16 protein-coding genes are annotated in these 19,058 nt (G+C 36.2%); all 16 read left to right on the top strand.

The genetic code is table 11. The annotated features are described in order from the left end of the window. The first annotated feature begins 4 nt into the window (after positions 1 to 4). The 16 genes from V4B18_RS05320 to V4B18_RS05245 all read left to right on the top strand — a co-directional run bounded on the left by V4B18_RS05320 (position 5) and on the right by V4B18_RS05245 (position 19,014). Positions 5 to 1,195, top strand: a complete 1,191-nt coding sequence (locus tag V4B18_RS05320) for an NADH-quinone oxidoreductase subunit D (protein ID WP_455475432.1) — start codon at positions 5 to 7, stop codon at positions 1,193 to 1,195. Next, on the top strand, positions 1,195 to 1,866 hold the full coding sequence (gene nuoE, locus V4B18_RS05315) for an NADH-quinone oxidoreductase subunit NuoE (protein WP_455475431.1): 672 nt from the start codon (positions 1,195 to 1,197) through the stop codon (positions 1,864 to 1,866). The genes V4B18_RS05320 and nuoE overlap by 1 nt, the downstream gene beginning before the upstream one ends. A gap of 143 nt (positions 1,867 to 2,009) precedes the next feature. Next, positions 2,010 to 3,317 carry an NADH-quinone oxidoreductase subunit NuoF gene (gene nuoF, locus V4B18_RS05310; protein WP_455476540.1) on the top strand — a complete coding sequence of 436 codons (1,308 nt, stop codon included), beginning with the start codon at positions 2,010 to 2,012 and terminating at the stop codon, positions 3,315 to 3,317. Positions 3,318 to 3,380: 63 nt separating this feature from the next. Further along, positions 3,381 to 5,453: an NADH-quinone oxidoreductase subunit NuoG gene (gene nuoG, locus V4B18_RS05305; protein ID WP_455476539.1), complete on the top strand. Its 2,073-nt coding sequence runs from the start codon at positions 3,381 to 3,383 to the stop codon at positions 5,451 to 5,453. Positions 5,454 to 5,475: 22 nt separating this feature from the next. Beyond that, positions 5,476 to 6,522, top strand: a complete 1,047-nt coding sequence (nuoH, locus tag V4B18_RS05300) for an NADH-quinone oxidoreductase subunit NuoH (protein ID WP_455475430.1) — start codon at positions 5,476 to 5,478, stop codon at positions 6,520 to 6,522. Positions 6,523 to 6,536: 14 nt separating this feature from the next. After that, positions 6,537 to 7,028 (top strand): NADH-quinone oxidoreductase subunit NuoI, encoded by a 492-nt coding sequence (nuoI, locus tag V4B18_RS05295; RefSeq protein ID WP_455475429.1) that lies wholly within the window; start codon positions 6,537 to 6,539, stop codon positions 7,026 to 7,028. Between the two features lie 92 nt (positions 7,029 to 7,120). Further along, positions 7,121 to 7,741: an NADH-quinone oxidoreductase subunit J gene (locus V4B18_RS05290; protein WP_455475428.1), complete on the top strand. Its 621-nt coding sequence runs from the start codon at positions 7,121 to 7,123 to the stop codon at positions 7,739 to 7,741. Between the two features lie 10 nt (positions 7,742 to 7,751). Beyond that, positions 7,752 to 8,060 (top strand): NADH-quinone oxidoreductase subunit NuoK, encoded by a 309-nt coding sequence (gene nuoK / locus V4B18_RS05285; protein WP_455475427.1) that lies wholly within the window; start codon positions 7,752 to 7,754, stop codon positions 8,058 to 8,060. Positions 8,061 to 8,066: 6 nt separating this feature from the next. Continuing rightward, positions 8,067 to 10,031: an NADH-quinone oxidoreductase subunit L gene (gene nuoL / locus V4B18_RS05280; protein WP_455475426.1), complete on the top strand. Its 1,965-nt coding sequence runs from the start codon at positions 8,067 to 8,069 to the stop codon at positions 10,029 to 10,031. Beyond that, positions 10,031 to 11,500, top strand: coding sequence for an NADH-quinone oxidoreductase subunit M (locus V4B18_RS05275; RefSeq protein ID WP_455476538.1), 1,470 nt, complete (start codon positions 10,031 to 10,033; stop codon positions 11,498 to 11,500). The genes nuoL and V4B18_RS05275 overlap by 1 nt, the downstream gene beginning before the upstream one ends. A gap of 14 nt (positions 11,501 to 11,514) precedes the next feature. Then, positions 11,515 to 12,969, top strand: coding sequence for an NADH-quinone oxidoreductase subunit NuoN (gene nuoN, locus V4B18_RS05270; RefSeq protein WP_455475425.1), 1,455 nt, complete (start codon positions 11,515 to 11,517; stop codon positions 12,967 to 12,969). A 5-nt stretch (positions 12,970 to 12,974) separates the two neighbouring features. Beyond that, entirely contained in the window at positions 12,975 to 13,778 is an 804-nt protein-coding gene (locus tag V4B18_RS05265) for a biotin--[acetyl-CoA-carboxylase] ligase (RefSeq protein WP_455475424.1), read from the top strand. Positions 13,779 to 13,831: 53 nt separating this feature from the next. Next, the gene (locus tag V4B18_RS05260; protein ID WP_455476537.1) at positions 13,832 to 15,508 is read left to right on the top strand and encodes a ribonuclease J; all 1,677 of its coding nucleotides are present in this window, start codon (positions 13,832 to 13,834) and stop codon (positions 15,506 to 15,508) included. Between the two features lie 220 nt (positions 15,509 to 15,728). Continuing rightward, positions 15,729 to 17,054, top strand: coding sequence for a proline--tRNA ligase (gene proS, locus V4B18_RS05255; protein ID WP_455475423.1), 1,326 nt, complete (start codon positions 15,729 to 15,731; stop codon positions 17,052 to 17,054). 11 nt (positions 17,055 to 17,065) lie between these two features. Further along, positions 17,066 to 18,334, top strand: a complete 1,269-nt coding sequence (locus V4B18_RS05250) for a lipoprotein-releasing ABC transporter permease subunit (protein ID WP_455475422.1) — start codon at positions 17,066 to 17,068, stop codon at positions 18,332 to 18,334. Beyond that, positions 18,334 to 19,014: an ABC transporter ATP-binding protein gene (locus tag V4B18_RS05245; protein ID WP_455475421.1), complete on the top strand. Its 681-nt coding sequence runs from the start codon at positions 18,334 to 18,336 to the stop codon at positions 19,012 to 19,014. Before V4B18_RS05250 ends, V4B18_RS05245 begins: the two co-directional genes overlap by 1 nt. Positions 19,015 to 19,058: the final 44 nt, after the last annotated feature.

Here is a 19,058-nt window from a genome sequence, read left to right as displayed (position 1 = left end):
GATTGTGGCTGAAGTCAATGTTCGAAACTTTAATATCAATTTTGGTCCACAACATCCTGCCGCGCATGGAGTTTTGCGTATGGTTTTGGAATTGGATGGTGAGGTTGTTGAGCGTGTGGATCCGCATATTGGATTATTGCATCGTGGTACTGAAAAATTGATGGAAACAAAAACTTATCTTCAGGCTGGTCCTTATTTAGATCGTTTGGATTATGTTGCTCCTATGAATCAGGAGCATGCTTTTGTGCTTGCTATTGAGAAGCTATTAGGTGTTGAAATTCCCAAACGAGGACAGTTAATACGTGTTTTATTTTCTGAAATTGGGCGTATTCTTAATCATTTACTTAATGTAACAACACAGGCAATGGATGTAGGTGCCTTAACACCGCCGCTTTGGGGGTTTGAGCAACGTGAAAAATTGATGATTTTTTACGAGCGTGCGTGTGGTGCGCGTCTTCATGCGAATTATTTTCGTCCAGGTGGAGTGCATCAAGATTTACCTGAGTCTCTAATTGAGGATATAGGTAATTTTATTGATCCATTTCTTGTTGCTCTTGATAAGCTTGATGCGCTTATCACTCCAAATCGAATTTTTAAGCAACGTAATGTGGATATCGGAGTGGTGAATATCGATGAAGCTTGGGCGCGCGGTTTTTCCGGAGTAATGATTCGTGGAGCTGGTGTGCCGTGGGATTTGCGTAAAAGCCAGCCTTACGAATGTTATGATGAAATAGAATTTGATATCCCTGTAGGTAAAAACAGTGATTGTTATGATCGTTATCTTATTCGCATGGAAGAAATGCGTCAGTCAGCAAAAATTATGCGTCAATGCGTAAATCGTTTGCTTAGTACTGAAAAAAATGAGCCGGTTTCAAGCTTAGATCGTAAAGTTGTTCCGCCAAAGCGTGGCGAAATGAAAAGCTCTATGGAGGCGCTTATTCATCATTTTAAACTTTATACGGAAGGATTTCATACCCCTCCTGGTGAAGTATATGTTGCCGTCGAAGCACCGAAAGGTGAATTTGGTGTTTATCTTGTTTCTGATGGAACTAATAAGCCTTATCGTGTTAAATTGCGTGCTCCTGGTTTTGCTCATCTTCAAGCCATGGATTTTTTAACCCGAGGTCATATGCTAGCAGATGCTACAGCTATTTTGGGTTCGATTGATATTGTTTTCGGGGAGGTTGATCGCTAATGTCTGTACGTCGTCTTGCAGATGATATTTACCAGCCTGTTGAGTTTTCTTTCACAGAAAAAAATCAGATATGGGTACAAAATACTATAAAGAAATATCCTGTAGGGCGGGAGCAATCTGCTGTAATTCCATTATTAATGCGTGCTCAAGAACAAGATGGTTGGGTAACTCGAGCAGCAATTGAGCATGTGGCTCAAATTCTTTCTATGGCTTACATTCGTGTTTTAGAAATTGCGACTTTTTATACTCAATTTCAGCTTCAACCGGTTGGAACAAAAGCGCATATTCAAGTTTGTGGTACAACTCCTTGTATGTTACGGGGTTCTGATGAGTTAATTAAAGTTTGTCAGAAAAAAATTAATCATGAACCTTTTGTTACTAATCAAGATGGAACCTTATCATGGGAAGAGGTAGAATGCCTTGGTGCATGTGTGAATGCTCCAATGGTTATGATTTTTAAAGATACTTATGAAGATTTAACAGCTGAGCGTCTTGAGGAAATTATTGATGCATTTAAAGCTGGCAAAGGTTCTGAGGTGGCGGTTGGTCCGCAAAATGGTCGTCAATCATCTGAACCAATTAGTGGTCTAACTTCTCTAATTGATAATGATAAAGAAAAAGAATTATTGGTATCTTCAAAGAAAAAAGACAATGAAGAAATAGGAGCATAAATAAATATTTTTATTTAAGAAAATGCTTATTATTTTAGCTATTTATTTGTTTTTAATTAAAGGCAAAACATCTTAAAAAGGTTTTTAAAATTGCGTTTAAGGAAATGCTAAAAATGCTACAGGCAAGAGAAAAAAAGGGGAGGGTGCTGGCTGATGAAGATCGTATTTTCACCAATATTTATGGTTTGAAAGATAAGTCATTAAAAGCTGCAATGTTGCGTGGACATTGGGATGGTACTCGGGCAATTATCGAAAAAGGCCGTGATTGGATTATTGATGAAATAAAAGCATCAGGCTTGCGTGGTCGTGGTGGTGCTGGATTTCCTACAGGAATGAAGTGGTCTTTTATGCCAAAACAAAGTGATGGCCGTCCACATTATTTGGTTGTAAATGCAGATGAATCAGAACCTGGAACATGCAAAGATCGCGATATTTTACGGCATGATCCCCATACTTTAATTGAAGGATGCGTTATTGCTACTTTCGCTATAGGAGCTAATGTTGCTTTTATTTATATCCGTGGCGAATATATTCGTGAACGTGAAGCGCTTCAAGCTGCTGTTGATGAGTGTTATGATTTTGGCTTGCTTGGTAAAAAAACTAAATATGGACATGCTTGCGATATTATTATTCATCATGGTGCTGGTGCTTATATTTGTGGTGAAGAAACGGCTCTTCTCGAAAGTCTTGAAGGTAAAAAAGGCCAGCCTCGGCTTAAACCACCGTTTCCTGCAAATATGGGAATTTATGGCTGTCCAACAACGGTAAATAATGTAGAGTCTATTGCCGTTGTGCCAACAATTTTACGTCGGGGTGCTTCGTGGTTTTCATCGATAGGACGTGCAAATAATGTTGGAACTAAATTATTTATGGTTTCTGGTCATGTTAATGCTCCCTGTACATTTGAAGAAGCTCTCGGAGTTTCTTTTCGTGAGTTAATTGAAAAATATGCAGGAGGTATTCGTGGTGGATGGGATAATCTTTTAGCAGTTATTCCAGGTGGTGCTTCGTGTCCAGTTGTTCGTGGAGAAGATATGGTTGATGCGATCATGGACTTTGATGGAATGCGAGATGTAGGATCTTCTTTTGGTACAGGTGGCATGATTGTTATGGATAAATCAACCGATATTATCAAGGCAATTTGGCGTATAGCAGTTTTTTTTAAGCATGAAAGTTGTGGTCAGTGTACACCATGTCGTGAAGGTACTGGTTGGATGATGCGTCTTTTAGGGCGTATGGTTGAAGGAAGAGCGCAAAAACGTGAAATTGATCTTTTGTTTGAGGTTTCTAAACAGGTTGAGGGTCATACTATTTGTGCTCTGGGTGATGCGGCAGCATGGCCTGTACAAGGATTAATCCGTAATTTTCGTTCAGAAATTGAGAGTAGAATTGACAATTACACAAGAAATGCCGTTCAAAAAAAATATATTGCTTTGGAAGCGATTATCTAAAAGGTTTATTTTTTAAATAATGAAATGCAAATTTAGGTAAATTATCCGTAGGCTGAATGAATGATGATAAATATCAAAGTTGATGGTAAAGAGATTGAAGTTCCTGATTATTACACGTTGCTTCAGGCTGCTGAAGCTGCTGGTGCTGAGGTGCCACGCTTTTGTTTTCATGAATCTTTATCAGTTGCTGGAAATTGTCGCATGTGTTTGGTTGAGGTTAAGGGAGGACCTCCAAAACCACAGGCTTCTTGTGCTATGGGAGTTCGTGACTTACGTTTAGGACCTAATGGTGAGACTCCTGAAATTTTTACCAATACAGCAATGGTAAAAAAAGCGCGTGAAAGTGTAATGGAGTTTCTTCTTATCAATCATCCTTTGGATTGTCCTGTATGTGATCAAGGGGGAGAGTGTGATCTTCAAGATCAAGCAATGCTTTATGGGCGTAATTACTCTCGTTATACGGAAGATAAACGTGCTGTAGAAGATAAATACATTGGACCGCTTGTAAAAACTGTTATGACACGGTGTATTCATTGTACACGTTGTGTTCGTTTTACGACGGAAGTGGCGGGTATTTCTGAGCTTGGTTTAATTGGTCGTGGTGAAGATGCTGAAATTACGACATATCTTGAAAAAGCAATAACATCTGAATTACAGGGAAATATTATTGATCTTTGTCCAGTGGGAGCTTTGACTTCAAAACCTTATGCATTTCATGCACGTCCATGGGAATTGGTTAAAACAGAATCAATTGATGTAATGGATGCAATTGGTAGTGCTATTCGTATTGATAGCCGTGGTCGCGAAGTTATGCGAATTATGCCACGTACAAATGAAGATGTGAATGAGGAATGGATTTCTGATAAAACGCGTTTTATTTGGGATGGATTACGTACTCAGCGGCTTGATAAGCCATATGTACGCAAAAATGGAAGACTTCAACCTGTGAGTTGGACGGAAGCTTTTGCTAAAATTAAAACAGTGATTTCAAAAACAGTGCCAGAAAAAATTGCAGCAATTGCTGGTGATCTTGCATCTGTTGAAGAAATGTATGCATTAAAAACATTGTTGATTTCATTAGGTTCAAAGGCTTTTGATTGTCGTCAAAGAGGAATGGCTTTATCTCCTCAATTTGGGCGTTCAAGTTATATTTTTAATCCAACAATTGCAGGTATAGAACAAGCTGATGCATTGCTTATTGTGGGGTCTAATCCGCGTTATGAAGCTGCGGTTTTAAATGCACGTATTTTAAAGCGTCAACGAATGGGGCAATTTCCCATTGCATTAATCGGAGAACAAGCTGATTTACGTTATCCATATTCTTATCTTGGTACTGGTACTGATGCATTAAATGCGCTGATTTATGGAAAAGATGCATTTTTAAATGTTTTAAAAGAAGCTGAAAGACCACTTATTCTTATTGGGGAAGGGGCAATTTCAGGCAAAGAAGGTTTATCTGTTTTAAAAAGTCTTGCAAAATTAGCTGATAGTGTTGGTGCTCTTAGTGAAACATGGAATGGGTTTGCTGTTCTTCACAATGCTGCGTCGATTGTTGGGGGATTAGATATTGGTTTTACTTTTAACCTTGGTGTAAAAAACATTGTAAAAACTTGCGAAGTTTTATTTTTACTTGGTGCTGATGAGGTAGAATTAACGGATAAAAAGGCTTTTACAATTTATATAGGTAGTCATGGTGATAATGGTGCACATGCTGCCGATGTTATTTTGCCTGCATCGGCTTACACTGAAAAGTCAGGGATTTATGTAAATACAGAAGGACGAGTTCAAATGACAAATCGGGCCGGTTTTGCCCCAGGTGAAGCAAAGGAAGATTGGGCTATTTTGCGTGCTTTATCTGATGTTTTAGAACAAAAACTTCCTTTTGATACGCTCTTTCAATTACGACAAAATTTATTTAATGATTACCCACATCTTTGCGCCATTGATGACATAGTGTCTTCCGATGTAAATGATCTTAAAGTGCTTGGTTCACAAATGTTTGTTTTAGAAACACAACAAGCATTTACTTCTATGGTTAAAGATTTTTATTTGACAAATCCAATAGCACGTGCTTCTGCAGTTATGGCGGAGTGTTCATCGCTTGCAAAGAGTCGTGCTATGCAGGTTGTAGAGTAAGGGCAGGGAGAAAAAGAAAATTATGCATGATTTCTTTATGACCTGGTTATTGCCATTATTAATTATAGTTGGAAAAACGCTTCTTCTTTTAGTCGTTCTTTTAGTTTTAATTGCGTATCTTCTTTATGCAGATAGAAAAATTTGGGCGGCTGTACAATTGCGGCGTGGCCCAAATGTTGTTGGTCCATGGGGATTATTACAATCTTTTGCAGATTTAATTAAATTTGTTGTGAAAGAACCTATTATTCCTGCTGGTGCTAATAAGGGTGTTTTTCTTTTAGCGCCTTTTGTTTCTGCTACACTTGCGTTATCAAGTTGGGCAGTAATCCCAGTTAATGAAGGTTGGCAAATTGCTAATATTAATGTTGGTTTACTTTATATTTTAGCCATTTCCTCTCTTGAAGTTTATGGTGTTATTATGGGAGGTTGGGCATCAAATTCAAAATATCCTTTTTTAGGAGCTTTGCGTTCAGCAGCGCAGATGATTTCTTATGAAGTTTCAATTGGATTTGTACTTGTAACCGTTATTTTAGTAAGTGGTTCATTGGATCTTACAACAATTGTTCATAAACAAACTTCTGGAGTTGGTACGATTCTTGGCTTTCCTTTTAGCAGTTTTCTTGATTGGAATTGGTTGGTTCTTTTTCCGATGTTTATTATATTTTTTATTTCTGCACTCGCCGAAACAAATCGTCCGCCATTTGATTTAGTTGAAGCAGAATCTGAACTTGTTGCAGGCCACATGGTTGAGTATTCTTCGACTCCTTATATGCTTTTTTTCCTTGGAGAATATGTTGCCATTGTTTTAATGTGTGCATTAACAACTATTTTATTTTTAGGAGGCTGGTTACCAGTTTTGGATGTTTGGTGGCTTAATTGGATTCCTGGTATTATTTGGTTTATTTTAAAGGTTTGTTTTGTATTTTTTTGGTTTGCTATGGTTAAAGCATTTGTTCCACGTTATCGCTATGATCAGTTAATGCGGCTTGGTTGGAAGGTATTTCTTCCTCTTTCCTTAGCAATGGTTGTTATAACTGCTACTTTTTTAAAATATACAGGTTTAGCTTAAAAGGAGGTCTTACTGTGTCAAGTCTTATTCAGGCAGCAAAATCTCTCCTTTTATTAGAGTTTATAAGTGCTTTTTTCTTAGCAATGCGTCAATTTTTTTCACCAAAACCAACTATTAATTATCCATATGAGAAAGGTTTTGTTTCTCAGCGTTTTCGTGGTGAACATGCATTGCGTCGTTATCCCAATGGTGAAGAACGATGTATCGCGTGTAAATTGTGTGAAGCAATTTGTCCTGCTCAAGCAATTACAATTGAAGCAGGTCCGCGACGCAATGATGGTACACGGAGAACTGTTCGTTACGATATTGATATGGTTAAGTGTATTTATTGTGGTTTTTGTCAAGAAGCTTGCCCTGTTGAAGCTATTGTTGAAGGTCCTAATTTTGAGTTTGCAACAGAAACGCGTGAGGAACTTTATTATGATAAAGAAAAACTTTTAATGAATGGAGATCGTTGGGAGCGAGAAATTGCTCGGAATATATTGATGGATGCGCCTTACCGTTAAATATATCAAATGAGTAATCGGATAATTTTCCGATAAATTTTAATCTGGTATAAGTTATTATACCAATTATTTTGTAAATTAAGGAGAGGCCTGTGCTAACAAATCTAGCGGCGGCATTTTTCTATTTGTTTGCTTTTATTATGCTTGTAAGTGCAATTATTGTTATTACTGCACGCAATCCAGTACATTCAGTTTTGTTTTTAATCTTGGTATTCTTTAATGCTGCGGCTTTGTTTTTGTTAGCAGGAGCAGAATTTTTAGGACTTCTTTTACTCGTTGTTTATGTTGGTGCTGTAGCAGTTTTATTTTTATTTGTAGTTATGATGCTTGATGTTGATTTTGCTGAATTAAAGAACGGTTCACTTCGGTACGCTCCTATTGGTTTTTTTATTGGGATTATTATTGCGGCAGAGCTTATTGTTGTTTTTGTTAATAGTCATTTTTCTTCAATTCTTAGAACGCATGTTGTTCAATCAATACCAGATTTAGTACAACGAACAAATACACAAGCATTAGGCGATATTCTTTATACAGATTATGTTTTTTATTTTCAGATTGCTGGAATGGTTTTATTGGTTGCAATGATTGGTGCTATTGTTTTAACTCTTCGTCATAAATCAGGAGTAAAGCGACAATCGATTGCAATACAAGTTTCTAGAACAGTAGAAAGTGCTATTGAAATTAAAAAAGTTGAATCAGGTAAGGGTATTTAAGGGGGAAATTATGCACATTGATATTACTCATTATCTTACTGTTTCTGCTCTGATGTTTACAATTGGTATTGCTGGGATTTTTTTAAACAGAAAAAATGTGATTATCATTCTTATGTCAATTGAACTTATATTGCTTTCCGTTAATATTAATTTTGTTGCGTTTTCAGCGTTTCTTCATGATCTTGTTGGTCAGATATTTGCTTTATTTATCTTAACGGTAGCGGCTGCAGAAGCAGCAATTGGTTTAGCAATTCTTATGGTTTTCTTCCGTAACCGTGGTTCTATTGCGGTTGAAGACGTTAATGTTATGAAAGGCTGATCCGTAATGTATTACACAATCGTCTTTCTTCCGCTTTTAGGTTTTTTGATTGCTGCTATAGGTGGAAAAACCATAGGGGCTCGTGTTAGTGAATTGGTAACTTCCGGTTTTATGCTGATTGTTGCTGTATTATCATGGATAGCTTTTTTTAGTATTGCTATTGGCTATACTTCAGCGGTTGATATACTGCTATTAGATTGGATTAATATAGGTGTTTTGCATTTTAATTGGGCATTACATATTGATACATTAACAGCTGTTATGCTTGTTGTTGTAAACAGCGTTTCGGCATTAGTTCACATTTATTCAATTGGTTATATGCATCATGACCCTTCAAGATCTCGTTTTTTTGCTTATCTTTCTTTGTTTACATTTATGATGCTTATGTTGGTAACAGCGAATAATTTAATCCAGATGTTTTTTGGATGGGAAGGTGTTGGACTTGCTTCTTATTTATTAATTGGTTTTTGGTTTCAGCGAGCTTCTGCCAATAAAGCTGCAATGAAAGCTTTTGTAGTTAATCGTGTTGGAGATTTTGGTTTCCTTTTGGGCATTTTTAGTATTTTTGTTTTGTTTCAATCTGTTAATTTTTCTTTTATTTTTAAGAAAGCTGCTGATAATAGTTTTATACAAAATATGACGTTTTTAGGTTGGCAACTTGATGGACAGATAGCGATTACCGTTACATGTCTTTTATTATTTGTTGGTGCTATGGGGAAATCGGCACAGTTTCTTTTACATACTTGGCTTCCCGATGCAATGGAAGGCCCAACGCCTGTGTCAGCACTTATTCACGCTGCAACAATGGTAACAGCGGGTGTCTTTATGGTTGCGCGTATGTCTCCAATTTTTGAACTTTCTTCAATTGCTTTGACTATTATCATTATTATTGGAGCAACAACTGCATTTTTTGCAGCAACCGTGGGATTGGTACAAAATGATATTAAGCGTGTTATTGCTTATTCTACTTGCTCTCAACTTGGTTACATGTTTGTTGCATTAGGTGTTGGAGCTTATGGAGCGGCTGTTTTTCATCTTTTTACGCATGCTTTCTTTAAAGCATTACTGTTTCTTGGGGCTGGTTCTGTTATTCATGCGGTATCGGATGAGCAAGATATGCGAAAAATGGGAGGATTGCGTAAGCATATAAAAATAACTTATTGGATGATGGTAATAGGAACCATTGCTTTGACAGGTGTTGGAATTCCAGGAACATTTTTTGGAACAGCTGGATTTTTTTCTAAGGATGCAATTATAGAGTCTGCATTTGTATCTCATAATATTGCTTCAGGGTACGCTTTTTGGCTTCTTGTTTTTGCTGCTTTATTAACGAGTTTTTATTCATGGCGGCTTTTATTTATGACATTTCATGGGAAACCACGTGCAACTGCTGATGTTATGCATCATGTTCATGAATCTGCTCCAATTATGTTAACCCCATTGTTTATTTTATCTATTGGAGCATTGTTTGCTGGTGTGATTTTTCAACCTTATTTTTTTGGTAATTTGTATGACGTATTTTGGAAGGGTTCATTATTTACAGGAGATCATAATCATATTCTTCACGAAGTACATAACGTCCCAAATTGGGTTAAATGGTCACCATTCATAGTAATGGTTTTTGGGTTTATATTAGCTTACTTGTTTTATGTTGTTCTTCCTTCCATTCCGAAAAAAATCGCTAAATTAATGCCTGCTGTATATAATTTCTTTTACCACAAGTGGTATTTTGATGAGTTATATGACGTTTTATTTGTTCGTCCTGCTTTTAAAATTGGTTATTTTTTTTGGAAAGTGGGAGACGGTAAAATTATCGATGGTTTTGGTCCTAACGGCATCGCTGCGCGCGTTGTTGATATTACAAACAGAGTTGTTCGGATACAAACAGGTTATCTTTATCATTATGCGTTTGCGATGCTTATTGGTGTTGCCGTGCTTATCACATGGATGACCGTCGGGAGTTTAAACTAATGACCGATTGGCCTATTCTTTCTACGATTACATTTTTACCGCTCGTTGGCGTAATTTTGATTTTGTTAATCAAAGATGATAGCGAAGCAGCAAAACGTAATATACGCAATGTAGCATTTTTTACGAGTGTATTTGTCTTCGCTATTTCTTTAGTGGCTTGGATAGGATTTGATAATACAAACCCTAATTTTCAAATGACTGAAAAATTCAATTGGCTTGACAGTGGCATTTATTATCATATGGGTGTTGATGGTATTTCTATTCTATTTGTAGTGCTTTCAGCTTTTCTTTTGCCTTTTTGTATTTTAGCAAGTTGGGAAACTATTCAAGATAGATTAAAAATTTATATGATTGCTTTTCTTCTTCTTGAAGTTGCGATTATTGGAGTTTTTTGCGCTCTTGATGCTGTATTATTTTATGTATTTTTTGAAGGCAGCCTCATTCCGATGTTTGTTATTATAGGTGTTTGGGGTGGAGCACGTCGTGTTTATGCAAGTATGAAGTTTTTTTTATATACTTTACTTGGTTCAGTGCTAATGCTGGTTGCCATTATGATTATGTATTGGGAAACTGGAACACTTGATATACCGACTTTAATAACTTATCAGTTTCCCTCACATATGCAAACATGGTTATGGTTGGCGTTTTTTGCTTCTTTTGCGGTTAAAATGCCAATGTGGCCGGTTCACACATGGTTACCTGATGCTCATGTAGAAGCACCAACAGCTGGCTCTGTTATTTTAGCTGGTGTATTACTAAAACTAGGCGGCTATGGTTTTCTTCGTTTTTCTTTACCGATGTTTCCTATTGCTTCAGTTAATTTTGCATCTTTTGTTTTCGTATTGTCGCTTATTGCAATTATTTATACATCGTTGATTGCACTTGTTCAAAGTGACATAAAAAAACTTATTGCTTATTCATCAATAGCTCATATGGGATATGTAACTATGGGCATTTTTGCTATGAATGAACAAGGGATTCAAGGTGCTATTTATCAGATGTTGTCGCATGGAATTGTTTCCGCTGCTTTATTTCTCTGTATTGGGGTTATATACGATCGTCTTCATACGCGTGAAATTTCAGCTTTTGGCGGTCTGGTAAATAATATGCCCAAATATGCTGTTGTTTTTTTAATTTTTACTATGGCAAATATTGGCTTACCAGGAAGTTCAGGATTTTTGGGTGAATTTTTAACTTTGGTAGGTGTTTTTCAAGTTAATAAATGGATTGCAATTTTTGCTACAATTGGCGTTATTTTATCTGCAGCTTATGCACTTTATCTTTATCGACGTGTGATTTTTGGATCCTTGGATAAGGAGAGTTTAAAAGTGCTCACAGATCTGTCTACAAGAGAAAAATTGATCCTTTATCCTATGGTTATTCTCACAATATTCTTTGGTGTTTATCCAGCACCTATTTTAAAAACGACTGCGTTTTCTATAAAAACTCTCATCAATAAACTGCACTAGAAGAGAAAATCCTTATGCAAACTAAAATAATAACTCAATTAGTGTTAATTTTTCCAGAAATTTTAATAGCGTTGGGGGCAGTTATATTGCTTTTAGTTGGCGTTTATTCTCGTGCACGCTCATATTTAACCGTGACTGGCTTAGCAATTGCTCTTCTTGTTGCAACCATTATTATTATTATTGTTTTTCCGAAAAGTGGCTTATTTCAAACCAATGCACTTATCATAGATTCTTTCGGTCGCTATATGAAAGTTTTAACGCTAATCGCTGCACTTTTTGCTCTTATCATGTCAGTTAGTTTCACTTGTGTTCAAAAATTCGATATATTTGAATTCCCAGTGCTTGTTCTTTTAGCAATTCTAGGCATGATGCTTATGATTTCAGCAGGCAATATGCTATCGCTTTATATGGGATTAGAATTACAATCTTTAGCTTTATATGTTTTAGCTGCAATTAATCGTGATAATGTAAAATCTTCTGAAGCAGGTATAAAGTATTTTGTTTTAGGAGCGCTGTCTTCAGGATTATTACTTTATGGTATTTCTTTGCTTTATGGTTTTACAGGTCAAATCGGTTTTAGCGAAATTGCTATTGCTTTGAAAGATGAAGATTTAAAATTAGGTGTTATTTTTGGAATTGTTTTTGTTTTAGCTGGTTTAGGATTTAAAATTTCTGCTGTTCCGTTTCATATGTGGACGCCTGATGTTTATGAAGGAGCACCAACACCTATTACAGCATTTTTTGCTGCTGCTCCTAAAATTGCAGCAATGGCTTTAATAATTCGTGTTGTTGTTACGGCTTTTATTCCACTAGATTCTCCTGATGGCTCTGTGCCTGCATGGCAACAAATTTTAATTTTCATGGCCGTTGCATCTATGATATTTGGTGCATTCGCTGCAATTGGCCAAAGTAATATAAAACGTCTTATGGCTTATTCATCGATTGGTCATATAGGGTATGCACTTGTTGGTTTAGCTGCTGGAGACATGCTTGGAGTAAAAAGTGTTATTCTTTATATGACTATTTATCTTGGTATGACTCTTGGCTCATTTGCTTTTATTCTTGGAATGCGATCTAGTAGTGGAAATGTTGAAAATATTTATGATCTTTCAGGATTGATAAAGACGAATCCATTTATGGCTGTTATGATGACAATACAGCTTTTTTCTTTAGCAAGTATACCACCTATGGCTGGTTTTTTTGGAAAGTGGTATACATTTTCTGCCGCTGTTCATGCTGGTCTTATTCCATTTGTTGTCATTGGTGTAATCACGTCTGTTGTTGGAGCTTTTTATTATTTACGAGTTATTAAAATTATGTGGTTTGATGATGCAAAAATTCATTTTATAACTTTATCGAATGAGCTTCAGTTTTGTCTTGGCTTTTCTGCATTATTTATTCTATTTTATATATTTTTTGGAATTTGGTTTGCTGATTTGGCAGAAAAAGCAGCGATCGCATTATTTTAGTAAATATGACTTACATTTTATCAGATTTTGCACAAAAACAAGGATATGTTGTTGAATCATATGATAGTGTTGATTCAACAAATTTGGTGGCACAACGAAGAGCATATGCAGGACATCTTGGTTACCTTTGGATTGTAGCACAAGAGCAGTCACAAGGAAGAGCAAGACGAGGTAGAACATGGTATAGTCCAAAAGGAAATCTTTATTCCAGTCTTTTGTTGATTGATGATATTGTTCATAAAACTGCTGCTCAGCTTGGTTTTGTTGCTGGAGTCAGTATGGTAGAGGCAGTAAAGCGATTTATAAAAGATGAAAAAAAGGCAAGTGATATTGTTAGCTTAAAATGGCCAAATGATATTTTGTTAAGAGGTGCTAAAAGTTCAGGAATTCTGCTAGAAGTTTTTGAAATCGCACCCAAAAAATCTGCATTTGTTATTGGCATTGGAATGAATGTAAAACACTCTTATGAAGGTGCATTATATCCCACTTCAAGTTTGAAAAACATTGGTTTGCATACTGATACAAAACAGTTGTTTATGGCTTTGACGGAGTATTTTTCTAAAAATTACCTTCTTTGGAAACAGTTAGGAGGTTGTGATATAATTCGTGAAAAATGGCTTTCATACTCTGCTTACCTTGGACAACATATCAAAATAATCAATGGTAAAAAAATCAGTGAAGGTATTTTTGATGGTCTCGATAGTAAATTTAACTGCATCATAAAACAAAAAAATGGTCAGCAAGAATTTATAACAGCCGGAGATGTTTATTTTGGTTCGGCTGCTTCTGTTAATGTAGATCATTATTGATCTATAAAATTTTACTTCACCACAAAATTATCTTAATGATTTAGGAGATGTCTATGGTCGCCGCCAATAAGAACGAATTCACTTTTTTGCCATTTGGCGGAGTAGGTGAAATAGGGATGAACTTAGCTGCTTATGGTTTTGGTTCCCCCGATTTTCGTGAGTGGCTACTTGTTGATATGGGAGTTAGTTTTGCTGGTCCTGAATTACCGGGAGTAGATCTTGTTTTGCCAGATATTCGTTTTCTGGAAAGTGAAAAGCACAATATACGCGGTCTTGTTTTGACACACGCTCACGAAGATCACTATGGTGCGGTTCTAGATTTATGGCCAAAGCTTAAAATTCCGCTTTACTGCACGCCTTTTACGGCAGGATTATTGGAGAGTAAAAAGCAATCGGATTTTGGATCTTATCAAATTCCATTAAATATTTTTCAATCTGGCGATTCTTTTCAGATTGGTTCTTTTATGGTTGAAGCTATTGCTGTTAACCATTCTATCCCAGAATCTGTATCTTTGGCAATTACAACATCTTTAGGTACTGTGATTCATACCGGCGATTGGAAAATTGATCACACACCTTTGCTTGGAGATGTAACGGATGAAAAACGTTTTCGTGCTTTAGGAAAAAAAGGTGTTTTAGCTTTGCTTTGTGATTCTACTAATGCGTGTAGAGACAAAATATCACCATCTGAACAGAAAGTTCAAACAAGTCTTGCAGAAATTATTTCGAAAGCTGAAGGGCGGGTTGCTATTGTAACTTTTTCATCTAATGTTTCTCGTATACGTTCAATTGCTCTTGCAGCCGAATCTGTAGGACGTCAAGTTCTTGTTGTTGGACGTTCTCTTAAGCGGAGCATTATGGTTGCGCAAGAGCTTGGTTATATGAGCGGTTTAGCACCATTTCTTACAGAAGAGGATTATGGTTACATTCCGCGAAAAGATATTGTTTTAATTGTAACGGGTAGTCAAGGGGAACCACGTGCTGCTTTAGCCAAATTATCGCGAAATGCAATGGGCAATATTGCACTTTCCACTGGCGATACTGTTATTTATTCGTCACGAAGTATTCCAGGAAACGAAAAATCTATTATTGAAATACAAAACCGTTTTATAGATTTAGGAATTAAAACGATCACGAATGAAGAAACCCTTACGCATGTTTCAGGTCATCCTTACCGTTCAGAGCTTTTGCAGATGTATGATTGGGTAAAACCACAAATACTTGTTCCTGTACATGGTGAGGCAATACATCTTGCTGCTCAAGTGAATTTAGCGCGTCAAGCAGGTATTAAAATTGTTGCTGATATCAGAAATGGCAACATGTTACGCCTTGCACCAGAGCCAGTAGAAATTATTGATCAAGTTCCTGTGGGACGTATTTATAAGGATGGTTGTCTTATTGGAGATGAGGATACATTAGGAATTCGTGAGCGTCGCAAATTAAGTTATGCTGGTTATGTTGCTGTCTCTTTCCAAATGAATAGCAAGTATGATTTTTTTGGTAATATTAGTTTAGTCACATTCGGTTTGCCTGAAAATGATGAAAAAGGAAAAATGTTAAAAGATATACTTTTAGATGTTGTGGAAAACACTGTTTACAGTATTCCCCGTGTTAAACGAAAGAGTGACGAACTTGTTCGAGAAGCTGTACGGCGTGCAGTAAGGGCAGCTGTTAATGAAGTTTGGCAAAAAAAGCCCGTCTGTACAGTTTTTTTACATCGATCAAAGTAAGACATTTTTGTATTTCGTGATTTCTTTTTAATCAAGGAAAGAGAAGAAAATCACTAAATCATTTCATCCCTAAAGCATGATAAAACAAAAATATAGTACATAAATTTTTTAATAACGTAATTGTTATATTTGCAAGCATTCAGAATATAGCTATAGCTTAGCTTACGATATATTTTAAATTTTTCCGATATGGTGTACTTGGTTAGGAGTCGTTATCTTAATGCGTCTTTCTCAATATTTTCTTCCTATTTTAAAAGAAAATCCTAAAGAAGCAGAAATTGTTTCTCATCGCCTCATGCTGCGAGCAGGCATGATTCGTCAACAAACATCAGGAATTTATTCTTGGCTTCCATTAGGTAAAAGAGTACTTGATAAAGTTTGTAAAATTATTCATGAAGAGCAAGAACGTGCTGGTGCTGTAGAAATATTAATGCCTACAATTCAACCTGCTGATCTTTGGCGTGAAAGTGGTCGCTATGATGATTATGGTTTGGAAATGCTGCGTATTAAAGACCGTCACGAGCGTGATTTGCTTTACGGCCCAACTAATGAAGAAATGATAACAGATATTTTTCGTTCATATATTCGTTCTTATAAAGATCTTCCGCTGAATTTATACCATATTCAATGGAAATTTCGTGATGAAATTCGCCCACGTTTTGGTGTGATGCGTTCGCGTGAATTTTTAATGAAAGATGCTTATTCCTTTGATTTTGATCATGAGAGTGCAAAAGCATCTTATAATCGTATGTTTGTTGCCTATTTGCGTACTTTTTCTCGCATTGGTTTAAAAGCAATTCCTATGCGTGCTGATACAGGTCCTATAGGCGGTGAACTCAGCCATGAATTTATCATTTTAGCTGAAACAGGTGAAAGCGCTATATATTGTGATAAGCAGTTTCTTGAGCTTATGGTTCCGAATGTTTCAATTGATTTTTCTGATAAAGCTGTTTTAACTGATATTGTAAAGCAATGGACATCTCTTTATGCAGCAACAGAAGAAATGCATAACGAAAAAGAATGGGCTAAAGTTTCTGATAGTAATCGTTTATCTGCTCGTGGTATTGAAGTAGGGCATATTTTCCATTTTGGTACGAAATATTCTGCTCCAATGGGAGCAAAAGTTATGGGGCCAGATGGAAAAGAACATCTGGTTTCTATGGGGTCTTATGGTATTGGCCCTTCACGCCTTGTTGCAGCAATTATTGAAGCTTTTCATGATGAAAATGGTATTATTTGGCCAGAATCTATAGCGCCATTTAATTTTGGTATCATCAATATGAAACCAGATGATGAAAAATGTACTTATGTATGTGAAACTCTTTATCAGGGATTACAACATGCTGGTTTTGATCCATTATTAGATGATAGAAATGAACGTCCTGGATCAAAATTTGCAATAATGGATTTAATTGGCTTGCCAACACAAATCATCGTTGGACCCAAAAGCGTTGCACAAAATGAAGTTGAAATTAAAGATAGAAAAACGAATGTGAAAAAATCTTTAAAAGTTGAAGAGGTACTCAATCAGTTTTCTACAATTTGATGGACAATGTTATGAATAGATTGAGGAATAAATGGCTTTTATCTTATGAATGGATGATAGCTTTTCGTTATATGATTCCAAACAAAAAGCATGTAGTCGCATCCGTTATTTCAATTATTTCTTTAATTGGGATTATGTTAGGGGTGTTCGCTTTAGTTGTTGTTATGGCGATAATGAATGGTTTTCGTACAGAGCTCCTCAATCGTATTCTTGGCATGAATGGGCATCTTATTGTCCAAACAGTTAGTTCTGGTTTTTCCGATTACAATGCTTTTATTTCTTCTTTAGAATCCATGAATGGTGTGAAATTTGCTTTGCCTGTCGTTGAAGGTCAAGCGCTTGTACAAGGTGAATTTGAAGGAGGATCTGGTGCTTTAGTTCGCGGTATGCGTAAGCAAGATCTGGAAAAACTCAAAACAGTATCTCAAAATGTTAAGTTAGGTACGCTTGCTCAGTTTGATGAAGAAGAAGGTGTTGCAATTGGAAGTGGCTTAGCAGAAAAGTTAGGACTTACAGTTGGGAGTGATCTTCGTATTATCACACCAAATGGTGACGCGACTCCCTTTGGAGTTACACCACGTGTTAAAGCATACAAAGTGATAGCCATTTTTGAAGTTGGTATGTCCGAATATGATTCAATATTCGTCTTTATGCCTCTTAGCGAAGCACAAATATTTTTTAACTTAGAAGACAAGGTTCAGTCTTTAGAGCTATTTTTGAATGACCCTGATGCTGTTGATAAAATAAAACCATTAATAGAGGAAGCTTCTGATCAACAACTTTATTTAGTTGATTGGCGTACACGTAATCAAGCTTTCTTTTCAGCCTTACAAATTGAACGAAACGTTATGTTTTTTATTCTTTCTCTTATTATCCTTGTTGCTGCTTTAAATATTATTTCGGGGCTTATTATGCTTGTAAAAGATAAAAGTCATGACATTGCGATTCTGCGCACAATGGGAGCACATAAAAATGCAATTTTACGTATATTTATTACAACGGGTATGATGATTGGCTTAATCGGGACAATATTGGGATTGATTTTAGGTATTATAACTACCGCGAATATCAATCATATTCAAAATTTTGTATCTTGGCTATTTAATGTTGATGTCTTCAATCCTGAGTTGTATTTTTTAACCAAATTACCTGCAAAAATTGAATGGGGACAGACAATTATAGTTGCTGTAATGGCTTTATTTTTGTCATTTATCGCTGCACTTGTTCCAGCATGGCGAGCAGCTAAATTAGATCCTGTACAAGCTTTGAGGTACGAATAATGACAGCTATTTTAGAGCTTGTTGAAATTGAGAGATATTTTTTTGAAAATGATAAACCTTTAATTATTTTAGATAAAGCTAATCTGACACTTCACCGCGGAGAGCTTGTAGCACTTGTTGCGCCATCTGGAGCAGGAAAATCAACACTTCTTCATATCGCTGGATTATTGGAAAAACCAACAGCTGGTGATGTTGTATTACGGGGTATTTCTTGTGCAAAGCGTTCTGACAATGAGCGAACGTTTATTAGACGAAATGACATAGGGTTTGTCTATCAATTCCATCATTTGCTTCCAGAATTTACTGCTTTAGAAAATGTCATGATACCACAAATGATAGCAGGATTAAAAAAATCTATAGCAAAAGATCGTGCATTTAAATTATTGAAATATTTACGTGTTTCTCATCGTGCTCAACATCGTCCATCCGAATTATCAGGTGGTGAACAACAACGTGTTGCTATTGCACGTGCAGTAGCAAATGGTCCTTCAGTTCTTTTGGCTGATGAACCTACAGGAAATCTTGATCCTGTAACTTCAGCTTATGTATTTCAAGCTTTATCTGTGCTTGTTCGTCAATCAGGTCTTTCTGCTCTTATTGCAACACATAATTACGCTTTAGCTAAACAAATGCATCGTCGAATTACACTTAAAGAAAAAAAAATTGTTGAACTGCCTTAAGATGATGTACAAAATTTATTTTATAAATTGAATATTGCATTGAT

It is taken from the genome of Bartonella sp. B17 (assembly GCF_053795755.1).
Note: the sequence above shows the minus strand (reverse complement) of the source record. Positions and strands in the feature narration are given on the sequence as shown.

What these genes read in the sequence shown, in the direction of transcription:
- V4B18_RS05265 (WP_455475424.1), top strand. Translation starts at nt 12,975, where the DNA reads ATGACTTACATTTTATCAGATTTTGCACAAAAACAAGGATATGTTGTT.
- V4B18_RS05260 (WP_455476537.1), top strand. Translation starts at nt 13,832, where the DNA reads ATGGTCGCCGCCAATAAGAACGAATTCACTTTTTTGCCATTTGGCGGA.
- nuoK (WP_455475427.1), top strand. Translation starts at nt 7,752, where the DNA reads ATGCACATTGATATTACTCATTATCTTACTGTTTCTGCTCTGATGTTT.
- nuoL (WP_455475426.1), top strand. Translation starts at nt 8,067, where the DNA reads ATGTATTACACAATCGTCTTTCTTCCGCTTTTAGGTTTTTTGATTGCT.
- nuoG (WP_455476539.1), top strand. Translation starts at nt 3,381, where the DNA reads ATGATAAATATCAAAGTTGATGGTAAAGAGATTGAAGTTCCTGATTAT.
- V4B18_RS05245 (WP_455475421.1), top strand. Translation starts at nt 18,334, where the DNA reads ATGACAGCTATTTTAGAGCTTGTTGAAATTGAGAGATATTTTTTTGAA.
- nuoE (WP_455475431.1), top strand. Translation starts at nt 1,195, where the DNA reads ATGTCTGTACGTCGTCTTGCAGATGATATTTACCAGCCTGTTGAGTTT.
- V4B18_RS05275 (WP_455476538.1), top strand. Translation starts at nt 10,031, where the DNA reads ATGACCGATTGGCCTATTCTTTCTACGATTACATTTTTACCGCTCGTT.
- proS (WP_455475423.1), top strand. Translation starts at nt 15,729, where the DNA reads ATGCGTCTTTCTCAATATTTTCTTCCTATTTTAAAAGAAAATCCTAAA.
- V4B18_RS05250 (WP_455475422.1), top strand. Translation starts at nt 17,066, where the DNA reads ATGAATAGATTGAGGAATAAATGGCTTTTATCTTATGAATGGATGATA.
- nuoH (WP_455475430.1), top strand. Translation starts at nt 5,476, where the DNA reads ATGCATGATTTCTTTATGACCTGGTTATTGCCATTATTAATTATAGTT.
- nuoN (WP_455475425.1), top strand. Translation starts at nt 11,515, where the DNA reads ATGCAAACTAAAATAATAACTCAATTAGTGTTAATTTTTCCAGAAATT.